Annotated in this window: 14 protein-coding genes, 1 tRNA gene and 2 pseudogenes; 5 read left to right on the forward strand and 12 right to left on the reverse strand. The window is 34.6% G+C overall.

Features of this window, described 5'->3' with window-relative positions; all coding sequences use genetic code 11:
• The first annotated feature begins 497 nt into the window (after positions 1 to 497).
• Positions 498 to 1016 (forward strand): hypothetical protein, encoded by a 519-nt coding sequence (locus J3U36_RS06570; protein ID WP_267380348.1) that lies wholly within the window; start codon positions 498 to 500, stop codon positions 1014 to 1016.
• Here the strand turns inward: J3U36_RS06570 and J3U36_RS06575 are convergent.
• The 6 genes and pseudogenes from J3U36_RS06575 to J3U36_RS06600 all read right to left on the reverse strand — a co-directional run.
• Positions 1017 to 2607: pseudogene (locus J3U36_RS06575) on the reverse strand (terminase large subunit); the annotation flags it as partial. It abuts the gene before it with no gap.
• Positions 2608 to 2614: 7 nt separating this feature from the next.
• Positions 2615 to 2893: pseudogene (locus J3U36_RS06580) on the reverse strand (integrase arm-type DNA-binding domain-containing protein); the annotation flags it as partial.
• A gap of 161 nt (positions 2894 to 3054) precedes the next feature.
• Positions 3055 to 3130, reverse strand: a tRNA-Lys gene (locus tag J3U36_RS06585).
• A gap of 281 nt (positions 3131 to 3411) precedes the next feature.
• Positions 3412 to 6270, reverse strand: coding sequence for a valine--tRNA ligase (locus J3U36_RS06590; protein WP_267359569.1), 2859 nt, complete (start codon positions 6268 to 6270; stop codon positions 3412 to 3414).
• 144 nt (positions 6271 to 6414) lie between these two features.
• On the reverse strand, positions 6415 to 6870 hold the full coding sequence (locus J3U36_RS06595; RefSeq protein ID WP_267350779.1) for a DNA polymerase III subunit chi: 456 nt from the start codon (positions 6868 to 6870) through the stop codon (positions 6415 to 6417).
• A gap of 18 nt (positions 6871 to 6888) precedes the next feature.
• Positions 6889 to 8370, reverse strand: coding sequence for a leucyl aminopeptidase (locus tag J3U36_RS06600; RefSeq protein ID WP_267380352.1), 1482 nt, complete (start codon positions 8368 to 8370; stop codon positions 6889 to 6891).
• Positions 8371 to 8513: 143 nt separating this feature from the next.
• On the opposite strand from J3U36_RS06600, the gene lptF reads away from it, so the two are divergent.
• Positions 8514 to 9617, forward strand: coding sequence for an LPS export ABC transporter permease LptF (gene lptF / locus J3U36_RS06605; protein WP_267380354.1), 1104 nt, complete (start codon positions 8514 to 8516; stop codon positions 9615 to 9617).
• Between the two features lie 11 nt (positions 9618 to 9628).
• Positions 9629 to 10693, forward strand: coding sequence for an LPS export ABC transporter permease LptG (lptG, locus tag J3U36_RS06610; RefSeq protein ID WP_065558221.1), 1065 nt, complete (start codon positions 9629 to 9631; stop codon positions 10691 to 10693).
• A 78-nt stretch (positions 10694 to 10771) separates the two neighbouring features.
• Here the strand turns inward: lptG and msrB are convergent, their stop codons facing one another.
• The 3 genes from msrB to msrA are packed head-to-tail and all read right to left on the reverse strand — an operon-like array spanning position 10772 to position 12356.
• Positions 10772 to 11221 carry a peptide-methionine (R)-S-oxide reductase MsrB gene (msrB, locus tag J3U36_RS06615; RefSeq protein WP_267359576.1) on the reverse strand — a complete coding sequence of 150 codons (450 nt, stop codon included), beginning with the start codon at positions 11219 to 11221 and terminating at the stop codon, positions 10772 to 10774.
• Between the two features lie 58 nt (positions 11222 to 11279).
• Positions 11280 to 11804 carry a cytochrome b gene (locus J3U36_RS06620; protein WP_267380356.1) on the reverse strand — a complete coding sequence of 175 codons (525 nt, stop codon included), beginning with the start codon at positions 11802 to 11804 and terminating at the stop codon, positions 11280 to 11282.
• 3 nt (positions 11805 to 11807) lie between these two features.
• The gene (gene msrA / locus J3U36_RS06625; RefSeq protein ID WP_267350773.1) at positions 11808 to 12356 is read right to left on the reverse strand and encodes a peptide-methionine (S)-S-oxide reductase MsrA; all 549 of its coding nucleotides are present in this window, start codon (positions 12354 to 12356) and stop codon (positions 11808 to 11810) included.
• Positions 12357 to 12456: 100 nt separating this feature from the next.
• Between msrA and J3U36_RS06630 the strand changes: the two genes are divergently transcribed.
• Positions 12457 to 12729, forward strand: a complete 273-nt coding sequence (locus J3U36_RS06630; RefSeq protein WP_065558217.1) for a DksA/TraR family C4-type zinc finger protein — start codon at positions 12457 to 12459, stop codon at positions 12727 to 12729.
• A 302-nt stretch (positions 12730 to 13031) separates the two neighbouring features.
• On the opposite strand, the gene J3U36_RS06635 is transcribed toward J3U36_RS06630, so the two are convergent.
• On the reverse strand, positions 13032 to 13241 hold the full coding sequence (locus J3U36_RS06635) for a hypothetical protein (RefSeq protein ID WP_065558216.1): 210 nt from the start codon (positions 13239 to 13241) through the stop codon (positions 13032 to 13034).
• Between the two features lie 316 nt (positions 13242 to 13557).
• Here J3U36_RS06635 and J3U36_RS06640 point away from each other — a divergent pair, with 316 nt between their 5' ends.
• Positions 13558 to 14208 carry a DUF421 domain-containing protein gene (locus J3U36_RS06640; RefSeq protein WP_081298988.1) on the forward strand — a complete coding sequence of 217 codons (651 nt, stop codon included), beginning with the start codon at positions 13558 to 13560 and terminating at the stop codon, positions 14206 to 14208.
• Between the two features lie 55 nt (positions 14209 to 14263).
• Here the strand turns inward: J3U36_RS06640 and J3U36_RS06645 are convergent, their stop codons facing one another.
• Positions 14264 to 14680 carry an Rrf2 family transcriptional regulator gene (locus J3U36_RS06645; RefSeq protein ID WP_267350772.1) on the reverse strand — a complete coding sequence of 139 codons (417 nt, stop codon included), beginning with the start codon at positions 14678 to 14680 and terminating at the stop codon, positions 14264 to 14266.
• Positions 14681 to 14853: 173 nt separating this feature from the next.
• On the reverse strand, positions 14854 to 16524 hold the full coding sequence (gene hcp / locus J3U36_RS06650) for a hydroxylamine reductase (RefSeq protein WP_267359582.1): 1671 nt from the start codon (positions 16522 to 16524) through the stop codon (positions 14854 to 14856).
• Between the last annotated feature and the right edge of the window lie 310 nt (positions 16525 to 16834).

A 16834-nucleotide genomic window follows, 5' to 3' on the forward strand; every position in this document is an offset into this window, starting at 1 on the left:
TATTGGTTAAGTTTAACCTTAACGTTTTGATGTTTTTTAACCTATCATACCTTAATCAATAATATTAAAGCTTAATTATGGTTTCATTTCATCATGCTAATTTGAACAAACAGGTAAACTTGAAAGCTATCAAAGCTAGAAAATTATTAAAAAGGAATATTAAATGGTGGGTTGTGAGGGGATCGAATTATGATAATATCATATTGATATATGATGATATTATAAAAACACTATATTAAACTTATAACATAATGTATAATATTAAATATTGATGCCTCACTCAACTTATCACCAGCATGTAATATATCATCCATTAGCAATAAAGTAAAAAGTTGAAAGAAAACTTCTTTTTGTAAATTTATGACACTAACAACACTAACAAAATTAATCATTAATAATCAAACATATGAAGATGTGTTATTATAGTGTTGTATGTTGTTAATAACATGATATTATTTCATTTTATATAGCTGAGCATAAATTAAGGTATTTTTATTATGGAAGAATGGTTAATTGAAAATAAAGACTGGTTTGTTCCTTTTGCAACTCTACTATGTGCAGCTTTTGGCGGCTGGTGGGCAGGTAGAAAAAGAATAGGTATTGAAGTTTTATCGAAAAATAGACAAGAATGGATTAATGACTTAAGAAAACAAGTATCGGAGTTTACAAGCATATCAACAAAAATGCCTGTAGATATTATCTATAAAAAAATAACTACAACATACAACATAAATGATAAAAATGAGATTATTGAAAAAATAAGTAGGCTTGCAATTATTCGCGACTACTTAATTTTATTATTGAATCCTGATGAAAAAGATAGTCAAAACATAAACACTAGTATTCAAAATATAATGTCTATCATTAACGATCTAAATAATAAAGATAAGCAAGAACTTTCTGAAACAATACTTCAAGAATTTAATAAAGAAATATTACATAAAATTGAAGAGCTAACAAAAAATACACAGAAAGTATTGAAAACTGAATGGGAGCGAGTAAAAAAAGGGGTGTAATTATAACTCAATCCCTTTAAACTCATTTAATGCTTGTATTTGTGCATCGGTTAGATTGATATCGACTTCGCCATACTCAAGCAAGTAAGTGCCAAATGACATCAGGAAAGCAACGGTAGGATCTATCTTGTTGGCTGCTTTCTTTTTGTTGGGCTTAATATTGGCATTCGCATCGGTTTCCATCACTACATTACCAATCACCCAAGCCAGAACAGGATCGCTATTATGATTAATGCGTTTACGGCTAATAAATACCTCGGCAGTTTTGACGTTGAGCTATAGCGTGCATAAGTTTGGGGAAATGGCTCAACATCTAAACCAATATTTTGTAATTGGGTTCTTAATTGCGTGGAGTTCCGCACGTCAAAACCGATCAAATTAATATTAAACTGTTCACTGTCTTTTAAAATATCATCCCGTATCTGGTCATAATCGATACAATCACCTTTAGTAACCCGTATCCATTCTTTATTAACCCATTTACGGTACATTTCCTTATTTTTGTTAGCCACGTTAGTAAGTTGATATTCAGGAATGTAATGTCTTGTTAATAATCTAACCTCTATTTCAAACGGAAATGAATAACAGACGCTAGTAATATCACTGGTGGATGATAAATCTAGCCCTGTATAGCAATCTAATCCTTTTAAATCGGATTCAGTATAATCTAACTTACAATCATTCTAATTTTCAACATTCACCCAAGGTTTGGCTCCATTGCACCAAATATTAAAGCGTTTAGTGAGCATTTCGACCCACTGCGAGGATATTCCTCTGGCTTTCTTAATGGTGTCTTCAAAAGCTATCCTATCGACTGAAGTATCTAAGTTAGGATCGGCTTTAATCCATAAATCTGGGTTATCAATCTCGTTCTCGCCATCCAGTTCATAAATCAGCACAAATTGCGATTCGTTAACTTCATCACCCTCTAGAATCTGGCAACAATAATCATAATGCTGTTTACAGGCTGATATTGTGTTACTACCTGCGGTAGTGATAGCAAATAAAATGCCCTCAAGTCTAGCCCCCATACCTAGCTCAAGGGCTGAATATACACTGTTATCAGGGTATAAATGGTATTCATCTACAATGGATAAACTCGGATTAGTCCCCTCAATAGTTGCTGCTTTTAATGCTAAAGGTCGTAATAGGCTATTTTGCTTAGGGTTGATCACTTTAAACTATTGAATTGTGACCTTTTTTTTATTAGCTTGCTAATTATTGCCATTTGCCTAGCATCATCAAATACGATTCGGGCTTGGTCACGGCGAACGGCTGCAGTAAAGATATCTTGTTGCCCTTTCTCCATCAATAAAAATCAGTTAGCCCGTATTGCCACTGTTGTTGATTTAGCGTTCTTTCTCGATACTTGTACATAGGCACTATGATACTTTCAAAGTCCAGTTTTAACATGCTTAAATCCTAGCAAATTGGCGAATAGAAATTGTTGCCAAGGCTCAAGTCCAATAGGTTTACTTCTAAGGTGTCCTTTAACGTGTGGGCAAACTTTTGAGAATGAAATAAATTTAGTTACCACCTCACTATCAAAATAATAATTTGGATTATCTAAATCAATAAAATAGCGTTTAATCTATAGATTGTTTATGCTGTTCTAGATCTACTCCTTGAGATACCAAAAAACGATATTCATCTCTTTTTTGTCTTGCGCTAAGTTATGTGATTTCTGGATAACTACCAAAGCTAACTAATGTACGTTTTCTTGAATCAGGACTAATATAATTAAACCGCCAAATTTTAGAGCCATTAGACTTAACTAATAAATATAAACCATTGCCATCTGATAAAGTAAAATCCTTTTCCTTTGGCTTGGCTGACTTGATTTGAGTATCATTTAGAGGTTTTATAATCTTGACCATGTTATACGAATTTAAGTTATATTTGAGCGTATAACATAATATATAACATAAAAGTTTGAATTTCGCCAAATCTTCTTGAACTTAGTTAAACAGTAAATCAGCTAGAAAGCTTGTTATATAAAGGTTTTTTGAACGTTTTTGAATTTGGATGAATTAAGAAGTGGTGGGTTGTGAGGGGATCGAACCCGCGACCAATTGATTAAGAGTCAACTGCTCTACCGACTGAGCTAACAACCCATTAAAGTATTTTCGAAGTATATAGTAAACTTAATTCAAAAGCAAATTAGCAACACAAATTTTTTTTGTAAAACATTGATATTAATCTTAATATATCATTTCTTACCTTAACGCCCTCATGGTCTAATTACAAATATAACATGTATCATTTTATAGTGGTGGTACTTTATCAACCTTGATAGCGGTCAGTTAACATACAATTTCAGATATTATCGATAAGCAGTTATGTAGCAAGGTAAAAAAATCTCTCGCTAATTTAGCGAGAGATTTTATTGGCAAAACTATAAATTTTTAATCGCAAGATATTGTTCTTGCAACTTGGTTTTATCATCAATATAGCCTTGTTGTTTTTCTTTCTCTTTGGCAACGACTGCTGCCGGTGCTTTATCTACAAAACTAGCATTGGATAATTTACCGGTAATACGGGCTATTTCACCGTCAATACGGGCTATCTCTTTTTCAAGACGCGCTAATTCATCGTCTTTATTAATTAAGCCAGCCATTGGCATTAATAGCTCAGCGCCATCCACCAATTTAGTTACCGATAACGGCCCCGTTTCACCCTCATCTAATAAGACAATTTCGGATAATCTGGCTAACGATTCAATGAAATTGATATTATCACTGATGATTCGATGAACTGTAGGCGAAGCTTTACGAATCAATAGTTGCAATGGTTTACTTGGTGCAATATTCATCTCAGCACGAATATTACGAACAGCAATGACCACATCTTTAATCCAGTTAATATCCGCAACGGCTTGGTCATCAGTATGCTTGCTATCAAATGCAGGCATCGGCTGTAACATAATAGTATCGGCTTTAATCGCCATTAATGGTTTAACACTTTGCCAAATCTCTTCTGTAATAAAAGGAATAATTGGATGTGCAAGTCGTAATAATGCCTCAAGAACGGTGACTAAGGTATGACGGGCAGCACGTTGTTCGGATTGTCCACCATTGGCTAATACTGATTTAGTCAATTCTAAATACCAGTCACAGAACTGATTCCACGTAAATTCATATAAAATATTAGCGGCTAAATCAAATCGATAAGTATCAAAAGCTTCACGATAAGATTTTACGGTTTGGTTAAATTCAGCTAATATCCATTTATCCGCTAATGAATAAGCCAGATCGCCACCTTTGAAACCACAATCATGTGCTTCGGTGTTCATTAGCACATAACGGCTAGCATTCCAAAGTTTATTACAGAAGTTACGATAACCTTCTAAACGTTTTAAATCCCAATTGATATCACGCCCAGTTGATGCAAGCGCCGCTAAAGTAAAGCGTAATGCATCAGTACCATGTGCTTCTATCCCGTTTGGAAACTGTTTTTCCGTACGTTTGGCTATTTTTTCAGCCAATTGAGGTTGCATCATATTACCAGTACGTTTTTCGAGTAAATCAGCAAGTGATATCCCATCAATCATATCTAAAGGATCGATAACATTTCCTTTAGATTTAGACATTTTTTGCCCTTCTTCATCACGAATCAAGCCAGTCACATAGACCGTTTTAAACGGAACTTGAGGTTTGCCGTCTTTATCTTTAATAAAGTGCATGGTCATCATGATCATTCTAGCTACCCAGAAGAAGATGATATCAAAGCCTGTAACTAAAACATTCGTTGGATGAAAAGTTGCTAAATCATCCGTATTTTCTGGCCAACCTAATGTTGAGAATGTCCAAAGCGCAGATGAAAACCATGTATCAAGTACATCTTCATCTTGAGATAAAATAATATCGTCAGATAAATTATTTTCACGTCGAACTTCAGCTTCATCTCGTCCAACATAAACACGACCTTGCTCATCATACCAAGCAGGAATACGATGTCCCCACCATAATTGACGTGAAATACACCAATCTTGAATATCATTCATCCAAGAAAAGTACATGTTTTCGTACTGTTTTGGTACAAATTGAATATCGCCATTTTTCACCGCATCAATAGCTGGCTCAGCTAACACTTTAGCTCGAACATACCATTGGTCAGTTAACATTGGTTCGATCACAACTCCACCACGATCACCATAAGGAATGGTTAAATCATGCGGTTCGATTTTTTCTAAAATAGCTTGAGCTTCACAAGCAGCAATGACCGCTTTGCGTGCTGCAAAACGCTCTAAATTTTGGAACTCAGACGGAATATCAGTTGAATAGATATCACTTGCTTCACCATTGGTATCAAAAACTTCAGCTTGTGCACGAATATCACCGTCAAATGTAAAAATGTTGATCATCGGTAATTGATGTCGACGACCGACTTCGTAGTCATTGAAATCATGCGCAGGTGTAATTTTTACACAACCGGTACCTTTGGTCATATCAGCATGTTCATCGCCAACAATCGGAATACGACGGTTAACAAAAGGCAATATCACATAGTGACCAATTAAATCTTTGTAACGCGGATCTTCAGGATTAACAGCCACACCGGTATCCCCAAATAGCGTTTCGGGGCGAGTAGTTGCAACCACTAAATAGTCTTTGCCATCAGCAGTTTTTGCGCCGTCAGCTAAGGGATAACGCAAATGCCACATAGACCCTTTTACTTCACGATTTTCAACTTCTAAATCAGAAATAGCTGTACGTAACTTCGGATCCCAGTTTACTAAACGTTTACCACGATAAATTAAATCCTCTTGATAAAGCCTTACAAATACCTCTTTAACGGCATTAGATAAACCTTCATCCATGGTAAAACGCTCACGATCCCAATCAACCGAATCACCCAAACGACGCATTTGCTTAGTAATGCTTCCCCCTGATTCGGCTTTCCATTGCCAAATTTTTTCAATAAAAGCTTCACGACCATAATCATGACGGGTTTTACTTTCTTCGGCTGCGATTTTACGCTCTACCACCATTTGCGTTGCAATACCGGCATGGTCAGTACCAGATTGCCATAATGTGTTATGACCTTGCATACGATGATACCGAATCAACGCATCCATAATCGTTTGTTGGAACGCATGTCCCATATGTAAACTACCTGTCACATTAGGTGGTGGAATCGCTATGCAATAGCTAGGCTGGGATTTGTCACCGTTGGGTTTAAAATAACCGCTCTGTTCCCAATGTTGGTAAATGGGCTGTTCGATTTCTTGTGGATTATAAGTCGAATTTTTCATATAAATGCATTAATCCTAATTCAAGGCATAAAAATGGAACTATTTTACAATAAAATAGAAAAACAATAAATTGGCTTAATACTATCATAAAGTATTAAATTTGCTGTTTGAAAACTTAATGACCAAGCATAGCAATACTAGCCATTATGTACATAATATGGGTATTGTTTTCAGATTAAAACCACTTTCTTTATACGTTTTATACCTATTTCTGGCAAGTGATTTCAATCGTTCCTCAACAGGCACAAAATCAATAATATCATGATATAATCCAGAAAATTCAGGGAACTGTTCCTGCAAATTAATCAATAATTGACGATTACCACTACTGCGTTTTTGAGGCCAACAGATTTCAACAGGTGATCCCCCTTTCATTCCTTCACCGACTAAATTATGAGGAACAAAATTATCGGTATCCAGTTGCCAAAGGTATTCATCGATACGTTCAGCTTGAACTTGATCTTGGCAAGCAACCAACACTCTTTGTTTTGCTTGCCATGCCTCGACAATTTTTTGACAAGCGAGTTTTTCATAAAACAATATGCCTGTTTCGCTTGCTTCTGTTTGGTTTTCTAACAGATAGAAAATCACTTTTTTCATAAAAATAGTAATGCCGTCTTATTGATCTAACAAATATTGAATCAACATAGCAACCGGTCGCCCTGTCGCACCTTTGTTTGCACCTGATTTCCATGCTGTACCCGCAATATCTAAATGTGCCCAATGGTATTTTTGAGTAAAACGAGACAAGAAACATGCCGCTGTAATCGTACCACCATCACGCCCACCAGCATTGACAATATCGGCACACGTTGATTTAATCTGATCTTGGAAATCATTATCCATTGGTAAAGCCCATGCTTTATCATCCGCTTTGTTGGATGCATGCACTAACTGTGTTACTAACTTTTCATCATTTCCCATCACGCCCGTATAATGATGTCCTAAAGCCACAATACATGCACCAGTTAGCGTTGCAATATCAATCACCGCTTTTGGATTAAAACGCTCAACATAAGTTAGTGTATCACATAAAACTAAACGACCTTCTGCATCTGTATTAATCACTTCAACCGTTGTACCTGACATTGTCGTTAAAATATCGCCAGGACGATAAGCATTACCATCGGGCATATTTTCACATCCAGCCATAACACCAACCACATTAATTGGTAAATTTAATTCTGCTACAGCTTGCATTACGCCATAAACGGTAGCTGCGCCACACATATCGTATTTCATTTCATCCATACTTGCAGCTGGTTTAATTGACAAACCACCAGAATCAAACGTTAATCCCTTACCGACTAAAACAATAGGTTGCGCTTTTTTGTCTTTTGCACCGTTGTATTCGATAACTGTCATTATCGATTCATTCTGTGAACCTCGACCTACAGCTAAATAAGCATTCATATTTAATTTAGCGAGCTCTTTTTCACCTAAGCACGTCGTTTTTAATGATTCATAAGTTTTGTCTAGCAATTTACCCTGTTCTGCTAAATATTGTGCATTACAGATATTTGAAGGCATATTAGCCAGCGTTTTTGTAGCCAAGATAGCATCAGCAATAATTTTACCCTGTTGTAAATTGCAACTAATCGATTGCGTTTGTTCTTTATCACCATAAATCAAATTAACTTTAGCAAGATTCAGTTTGGGTGCTTTTTCCGTTTTGAATAGATCAAAGTGATACGTTATATCATTCACAATTTGCGGTAATTGTTTTGCAATGATTGAACTATAGGCTGTATTGACGGTTAGTAAATCCCAAGTGATGCTCTTAATATTTTTAGCAACTAACTCTTTCACCACATTTTGAATCACTTTTTTGGCTTTTGAAAAATCAAATTCTTTACATTTGCCACAGCCAACCAATAATAACTTTTGAGTAAAACCAGCTATACAAGGGTACAACAGAGTGGTTTTTCCTAATTCACTACTGATATCACCACTTTTAATAAGTTGGCTAATCATGCCATGAGTCAATTCATCGATTTCATTAACAATGTCTGATTGTTTCTTACCTGAATCTATTGTAATAACTAAACATTCTGTTTTTTGATTCGTTAAAGTATGACTGTTTTTGATTAAGAATTCCATAATGTTTCTCGTGTAAAAGATAATGCGAATAGTAATATTTTATCGATTCATCATGGGATAGCAACAAAAAGATAACTAATTACTCTTATTTCAGTTTATAATAATTAGATCTGAAAAAACGTTTAATTTTGTATAGGTAAAATGTGATAATTCGTCGATATTTAGTTAAAGAGACATTGAAAACACAAGGTGCTATTTTGTTTATCTTGCTCCTTATTTTCTTTTCTCAAAAATTAATTAAAATTTTATCGAGCGCGATCGAAGGAAATATTCCTCGTGACTTAATCATGCCCTTGTTAGTCTTGGGTATTTCTAATATGGCTGATTTGATTTTACCTTTAAGTCTTTTTTTAGGGGTGCTTATTACATTTGGCCGCTTATATTCAGACAGTGAAATGGTTGCTATGCATGCCTGCGGCGTGAAAAAAAATGTCACTTATCAAGTCGTTTTTTTACTATGTATCTTCACCTGCTCGTTAACAATGCTAAATACTTTATGGTTCGGGCCTTGGTCAAATATCAAGCAAAGTCAATTAATTGAAAATGCAAAATTAAATCCAAGTTTAGCGGGATTATTATCCGGACAATTTCAACAAACTCCTGACGGAAATTCGGTCATCTATATTGGTAATGTCAATAATAACAATTTAGAAAATGTTTTTATCGCTAAAGTAAAAACTAAAGATAACGAAAGACCCTCGATCATAATTGCGAATAAAGGCAAAACCGGCCATGACAAAGAAGGCAATCAAATTATTACGTTAGAAAGCGCCAATCGTTACGAAGGAAACATACAATTACAAGATTTTCGTATATCAAATTTTCATAATTATTTGGGAATTATCAAACCTAAAGAATTAGATATGAATAGTGATGATGAAAAAATTGATGTACAACAGCTCGGATTAACTGAATTGCAAACGCTGAAAACGCCCAAAACCAAAGCTGAGTTTTATTGGCGGTTAACACTGATTGTTTCTGTTCCATTAATGGCTTTTTTAGTTATTCCACTGGGTGTCACAAATCCAAGGCAAGGCAGGCTTTCGCAAATCTTACCCGCTTTACTGCTCTATTTGGTCTATTTTCTGTTAGCCAGTTCAATAAAAGCAAATGCTGGGAAAGGTCGTATGGATGCTGAATTTTGGTTTTACTTAATTAATATTACCTATTTTATTATTGCATTGATATTAAATTGCTGGGATAGCATCTTCATGCGTAAACTTCGTCTAAAATTCAGTAAATCATAAAGGGGAAAAATGTGTTTTCGATTTTAGATCGCTACATTGGTAGAACAATTTTAAGCTCAATAGGTCTGAGCCTGTTTTTACTTATTAGCTTGTCAGGGATTATTCGTTTTATAGACCAACTCAGAAGAATAAAAGGTGATTATGATGCTTTTTCAGTTGGTATATATACGGCCTTAATGACACCTAAAGATCTGGAAACTTTTTTTCCAATGGCAGCATTGTTAGGCGCCTTAATTGGATTAGGGTTACTGGCATCTCGAAGCGAGCTTATCGTTATGGAAACGTCTGGTTTTAGCCGTTTTAAAATTGCAAAAGCCGTTATGAAAACGGCTATACCATTAGTGATTATTACTATGGCAATCGGTGAATGGGTAGCCCCTGAGTGTGAACAAACTGCCCGTAATATGCGTTCTGTAAAAATATATGGCAATTCGTTATTAGCTGAACAAGGTAGTTTATGGGCAAAAGATGGAAACAATTATATCTATATTGGTCGTGTTAATGACGATAATTCCATTAACGATATTTCAATTTATGCGACAGATAATAATCAATTATTGTCTATAACCCATGCTGATTATGGCATATTTAAAAAAAATGAATGGACATTAACGCAAGTTGAAAAAAATGACTTTAGTGATCCGGTTAAAGTAAATGGAACAAATCTGATGTCCATGAAATGGGAAACTAACATCACGCCGGATAAATTGAACATTGTTGCTTTTGATCCTGACTCGCTTTCTGCTACAGGACTTTATAAATATTCACAATATCTGCACAACTCGGGACAAGATACGAGCTATTATGATTTACTTTTCTGGAAAAAAATCATAAAACCGGTCTCTGTTGCTGTCATGATGTTACTTGCCCTCTCGTTTATATTTGGCCCACTGCGAAGTGTGTCAACGGGTGTTAGGGTCATCATCGGCATTAGTTTTGGGTTTATTTTCTATATAGCCGATAACTTATTTGCTCAAATGAGTATCGTTATTGGTATCTATCCAATCATAGGATCGTTAATAACCAGTTTTGTTTTTTTACTGATAAGTTATGCACTATTTAAAAGAAGAAATTAAACCAACATACCCTTAATGTTTGTTGATCTTATTATTTACCATTTAACGCCTATCATTCAATAAATGAATGATAGGAAATCAAGATTTATGTTTTTCAAAAAGAGATAAATATTCCCCATACCCCTCTTCGACCAGTTTATTAACCGGTATAAAACGTAAAGCAGCAGAATTAATACAATAACGCAATCCACCTAACGCTTTAGGCCCATCATTAAAAACATGCCCAAGGTGAGAATCCCCTTTTACAGATCGGACTTCGGTTCTATGCATACCATAACTGTTATCTGCTTTTTCAAGAATATGATGATCATTAACAGGACGAGAAAAACTTGGCCAACCACATCCAGAATCAAATTTATCGTAAGAAGTAAATAAAGGTTCACCGGATACAATATCGACATATAATCCTTCTTCATGATTATCATTAAACTCATTTTCAAACGGAGGTTCTGTGCCATTTTGTTGCGTCACATGATATTGCATAGCGGTTAATTTAGAAATGGCTTGTTCTTTCGTAAGTTTATTCATAAGTCACCTAATAGCTAATATTGAAGAACTTAATTAGCAAAACAGCCTTTAAAGCTAACTATTTTGCCAACATCGATTGTAAAACTTTATCTTTAAGCCAAAAGTAATGATATAAAGCCCCGAGAATATGTACCAAAATTAATACGGCTAGCAAATATGAACTGATTAAATGTGTGCTATGGAAAAACAGATAAAACTCATTTGGCATATCGATAGCAGGGATGGAAACAAGACCAAAAACATTGAGCGGGCGACTACTCATCAAATACCCAGATAACGGAACAATTAACAGAAAAATATAGATAAAGCCTTGGGTAGATTTTGATAAAATTCGCTGTAATCTTTGATGTTTATCTAAAACATCAGGGATACCATATTGGATAATTACTTTAATACGCCATATTGATACAATGAAGACTAAAACACCAATTGATTTATGTAACAAATAGATATTCGGCATCCCTCCCAAAAAATGAGATAGAATGATTTTAAACATAATCAGCAAAAACGCTAATATAACTAGCACTGCTGATAGCCAATGTATTAATTTTTGTTGACTTCGATACTGAGGGTAATCTTGCATAACTTACTCACTTTTAGGTTTAGATTTATCTTGCCAATGCTGTGACAAAAATGACGAACGCCCGGACAATTGATAATAACGATTGTAATGTTGTGACTGTTTTTTATAAAAGTCTTGATGATACTCTTCAGCTGGATAAAAAGCGACAGCGGGTTCAATAGCGACTTGAATCGGGTGAGTAAAACGACCACTTGCCTCTAACTCTTTTTTCGATTCTAGTGCTAAATTATGTTGGAATTGATTATGATAAAAAATAACCGGACGGTAAGAATCTCCTCGATCAGCAAACTGACCATGTTGATCCGTAGGATCAATTTGTTGCCAAAAAATATCTAATAACTTTTTATAACTAATTTTCTTGGGATCAAACGTAATTTGAACGGCTTCAGTATGTCCGGTATCACCTTGACATACTTGTTCATAGGTAGGGTTTACTACATGCCCACCCGTATAACCCGACACCACACTAATAACACCTTCGTATTGATCGAACGGTTTGACCATACACCAAAAACAACCGCCGGCGAATGTTGCTTGCTCATATTGTTGCATAATAATCTCCAATAAAAATGATTTTAAAAGACACCCCTTGAAAAAGCTTAAAAAATCACCATTTCACAAGCTAACCATCTCAGTTTTAGGAGGATCGAATATGGCTAGTGGTTGGGCATCTGACGATGCCGTTAATCAACAAATTGAAAGCACCATTGCAGATGCTATCGAAAATGCTAGACGCCAACTTAAACAAGGTGCTCAAAGTGCTGATTTCTGCATTGAATGCGGTGATCCTATTCCAAAAGCACGAAAGCTTGCATTACCTGGCGTACAATATTGTTTAAACTGCCAACAAGAACTGGATAAACAGTCTGCTAAAGCGGCGATTTTATATAATCGTCGAGGCAGCAAAGACAGTCAACTACGTTAATATTTTGTTTATTGCCTAATTATAAAATTCATTGTGATGTTGAAAACTGAAAATCCGCAACTATTTCGATTTAATAAAATCGTTATCTTATAAAAGATAACACGTTTTGCGCTTATTAACACCTTTAAGTTAATCACTTTTTTTAGATCAGCTTACATATAAAGATAAGGATTAAATCATGATTAGAGCGTTACTGATTTCATCATGCAGCTTTCATAAGTAGAAAAACAAGCAACGCTCCTTTTTTTATACTATTCATAACCAAAACAAATAGATAGCGAATGTATTTTAGCAATGGTCGTCTACTTTTTTTTATCTGGATGAGGATCTTTTACTGAATCGCCCTGTCCTGAAACAATATACCAACCATTTTTGATATGTGGTTTTTTGTTATGATCCGGACATGGTGGCAAGGATTTTTTACTTTGATTGGAAAAAGTATAACCGCAATCAGCACACTTATAAGTGCCAGCTGAAACATCACTACCGTATGAAGCAAATTTTTGTACCATTATTAGCTCCTCGTATGTTGTAGGTTAGTGATAAGCACATTACTTATCACTATTATATATAAACGTCTATCAGTAAAAAATCAAGTTTAGATTTGATTAATTTACAATCCAACTGACAATAATTTTCTCATTAATTTTCCAAAAATCAGATATAATAAAACCTGCATTTCAAGAAAAAACACGTTTTTAACAAAAATTCTTCATAAATTAGAACTCACTAAATCTAATCTCGACCATTTTAAATTTAATTTTTTATTTCTCTAAAAAGGCATGGATCAATGCCACTTAAAATAACTTTTTAATTTGGAGGTTGGAAATGTATTTACTACAAATGGCACCGAAATTTTTACTTGCACTCATCATTTTACTTATTTACGTGAAACTATCGGGTAAAAGTCAAATTGCCCCGATGTCTCAGTTAGATCAGGTTGGTAGTATGGTAATCGGTGCGTTAGTCGGGGGAGCTTTACTCAGTCCAACCGTTTCAGCTTGGGAAGCCGCTGGGCTTGTCGCAATTTGGGCAGCGTTATTAATTTTAATTCGCTTTATTAAATCAAAAAATTCTCGATTAAGAGATGCGATTGACGGTGAAGCAATTCAGTTAGTTAAAAACGGAAAATTATTAACAGATAATTTTGCCAAGGCAAACTTGCCTGTACGTGATTTTGAAACTTTAGTGAACATACAAGGAATATCCTCATTTAGTCAATTAAAACAAGTTTGGTATGAATTAAATGGTTCGCTAACCATTATTAAGAAAGGTGAAAAAGATATTGCTGAACTGATCATCGAAAATGGCTGTATTAGTCAAGATAATCTTGAACAACTCAAAAAAGATGAAGATTGGCTCATGCAGGAAATCCATAAACAAGGATATGAAAAAGTCGAAGACATTTTTTGTGCAGAATGGTTTGATAATAAACTCATCATCTACCCATATGATAAAACTGAAGATAAGTCAGCTTAAAACCCACTTAAAAAAATAACCACCTAATTAAATTAACTTTAGCTAATTAAACTTGTTAGTTAAAGTTATTTAATTGCACATTAGGGTCCATAATATCTTCTATCGTATACTTTTCAAGCTCTTTCAAAAATGCTTCTTTAGCATCCGACAGATAGTATTTTAAACGACAAGCAGGACTGATATGACAAAATGATAAACTGCAATTAAGAAGATTTAGCGGTTCTATTTGTCTAACCACAGTACCAATATTAATCAGTTTTTTTTCTATTTTTAATTTAATGCCACCATTTTTTCCTTGCTTGGTCTCGACATAACCTAATTTACTTAAATTATAAACGACTTTAACCAAATGATTTTTAGAAATTTTAAAATAATGACTAATATCTGCGATACTGACTAGCTGATCACCATCTACCGTGGATAAATAAAGAAGCACACGTATACTGTAATCGGTAAAACTTGATAATTGCACTGATTTTTCCTATCTACTTAAAAAACTTATCATCTCACATTATAGGCAATATCAATGATTAAATTAACCCTCTTTTTATGACTAATTGAATTTTTATTACCAAGTTAAAAAACTAAATTATCATGGTGTTATCCTCTTCAACAACATGAGGATAACAATCAGTTTAAGTTTTGTTATGCTGCACAATAATTTAGTATTTGATTTAGATCTTTACTGGCTTGAGAAGTCATACGAAGATCAAATTTATCTTGTAAAATATTCAATATATTATCGGTTAAAAATTCAGGCATTGAAGGCCCTGCATAAATTCCTTTGATACCTAGCGACAATAATGTCAATAATATAACTATAGCTTTCTGTTCAAACCATGATAAAACCAAAGTCAATGGTAATTCATTCACGCCACATCCAAAAGCTTCAACCAACGCCAATGCTAATTGCACTGCGGAATAAGCATCATTACATTGCCCAATATCAATTAATCGAGGGATGCCGTTGATATTGCCGAAATTTTGCATATTAAACCGATATTTACCACAACCTAAAGTTAAAATAACACTATCTTTAGGGACTTGATTTGCCATTTCGGTATAATAATGCCGTTCACTTTTACTGCCGTCACATCCACCAATTAAAAAGAAATGCTTAATATTACCTGCTTTAACTTGTTCGACAACCGTTGGTGCTACATTTAATAAAGTATTACGGGCAAAGCCGACAGTAATAAAATGCTCTAATTCCGTGTAATCAAATCCGGGTTGGTTCAATGCACACTCAATAACGGGACTAAAATCATCTGTTTCAATATGAGTGACACCTGGCCAGCCAACCATACTTCGGGTAAAGATGCGCTCTGCATAGCCTTTAGTAAAAGGATTAATAATACAGTTAGACGTCATGACGATAGCACCAGGAAAATTAGCAAATTCAGTCTGTTGATTTTGCCAAGCTGTACCGTAGTTTCCAACTAAATGTGAATATTTTTTTAATTCAGGATAAGCATGAGCTGGTAACATTTCGCCGTGTGTATACACATTAATGCCTTTATCTTGAGTCTGTTCTAATATCAAACGCAAATCATGAAAATCGTGACCAGAGACAAGAATACATTTACCTGTAACAGGTCTAGTATTGACTTTAGTTGGGATAGGATCGCCAAAAGTATTGGTAGCGCCGGCATCAAGCATTCCCATTACTTTATAATTCAATCGTCCTATTTGCATGGATAATTGAAATAATTTATTAATGTCAGAAGGATTATCGCCAAGAAAACTCATCATTTCATGATATTCGGTGTAAATATCTTGATTAAATTGCCCCAAAACAGCAGCGTGTTCCATATAAGCAGCTGCCCCTTTCAATCCATATAGTGCTAATAAGCGCAGTCCAATGACATCCTTTCCGACTTTATCTTGATCGTGCTTTAACATCACTAAAGAAGAAAAATCCAATAATTCTTGCTTAGTTTTAGGAAAATTTAATTGGGCTACATAGGTTAACGCAGGTAAATGTTCATTAAATTGTAGTACAGCAACTTTGGCTAGCTGTTCTAATTTTTGAGAATAGATATCGGCTTCTGCAAGATACGCCAACATTCTGTCTGCATCAAAATTCACATTAGTTAACGTTGAGAAAAATGTTTGTGCACACCATCTATCGATCTGTCTGTCCACAATGTCATGTCTACGACAAATGGCCGCCCAAAATGAAACCTTTTGCAAACTGGCGACTAAAACATCTTGAAGATCAGAAACTTCTGCTGTTTTACCACACATTCCTTTAGAATAACTACACCCTTTTTCATTTGATTTTATTATTGTTTGCTCACACTGAATACAAAACATCATTACTCCTGTTTTCTTTCCTCTCACTAAAACAGGTATATAAAATACATGTTTAAAATAAAAAAGAAAAGTGAATTTACCAATTTAATTTTTTTAATAAACATGAAAAATTTGAACTTATATTGAAACTAAGAGTCAGAATTCATATTGTATGCCATTTAAAAGATAGACAATTTGATAATTACAATTAAGGAATACTAGAAACGCTTCGCTCATCCTAAGCCTAGTTAGGATATTGTCTGATGATTTCGATAAAAATCGGTTTTCAAGCCAGATCGAAAATTTGCTTTTCCATTCATTTCTTAAATAA

Source organism: Gilliamella sp. B3817 (genome assembly GCF_026536705.1).
In the GTDB taxonomy this organism is placed as follows: Bacteria; Pseudomonadota; Gammaproteobacteria; order Enterobacterales; family Orbaceae; genus Gilliamella; species Gilliamella apicola_I.

Excerpts from the sequence above, each read along its gene's own strand:
- J3U36_RS06600 (WP_267380352.1), bottom strand. The coding sequence starts at position 8,370 with ATGGAATTCTTAATCAAAAACAGTCATACTTTAACGAATCAAAAAACA.
- J3U36_RS06590 (WP_267359569.1), bottom strand. The coding sequence starts at position 6,270 with ATGAAAAATTCGACTTATAATCCACAAGAAATCGAACAGCCCATTTAC.
- hcp (WP_267359582.1), bottom strand. The coding sequence starts at position 16,524 with ATGTTTTGTATTCAGTGTGAGCAAACAATAATAAAATCAAATGAAAAA.
- msrA (WP_267350773.1), bottom strand. The coding sequence starts at position 12,356 with ATGCAACAATATGAGCAAGCAACATTCGCCGGCGGTTGTTTTTGGTGT.
- J3U36_RS06595 (WP_267350779.1), bottom strand. The coding sequence starts at position 6,870 with ATGAAAAAAGTGATTTTCTATCTGTTAGAAAACCAAACAGAAGCAAGC.
- J3U36_RS06630 (WP_065558217.1), top strand. The coding sequence starts at position 12,457 with ATGGCTAGTGGTTGGGCATCTGACGATGCCGTTAATCAACAAATTGAA.
- J3U36_RS06635 (WP_065558216.1), bottom strand. The coding sequence starts at position 13,241 with ATGGTACAAAAATTTGCTTCATACGGTAGTGATGTTTCAGCTGGCACT.
- msrB (WP_267359576.1), bottom strand. The coding sequence starts at position 11,221 with ATGAATAAACTTACGAAAGAACAAGCCATTTCTAAATTAACCGCTATG.
- J3U36_RS06570 (WP_267380348.1), top strand. The coding sequence starts at position 498 with ATGGAAGAATGGTTAATTGAAAATAAAGACTGGTTTGTTCCTTTTGCA.
- J3U36_RS06620 (WP_267380356.1), bottom strand. The coding sequence starts at position 11,804 with ATGCAAGATTACCCTCAGTATCGAAGTCAACAAAAATTAATACATTGG.
- J3U36_RS06640 (WP_081298988.1), top strand. The coding sequence starts at position 13,558 with ATGTATTTACTACAAATGGCACCGAAATTTTTACTTGCACTCATCATT.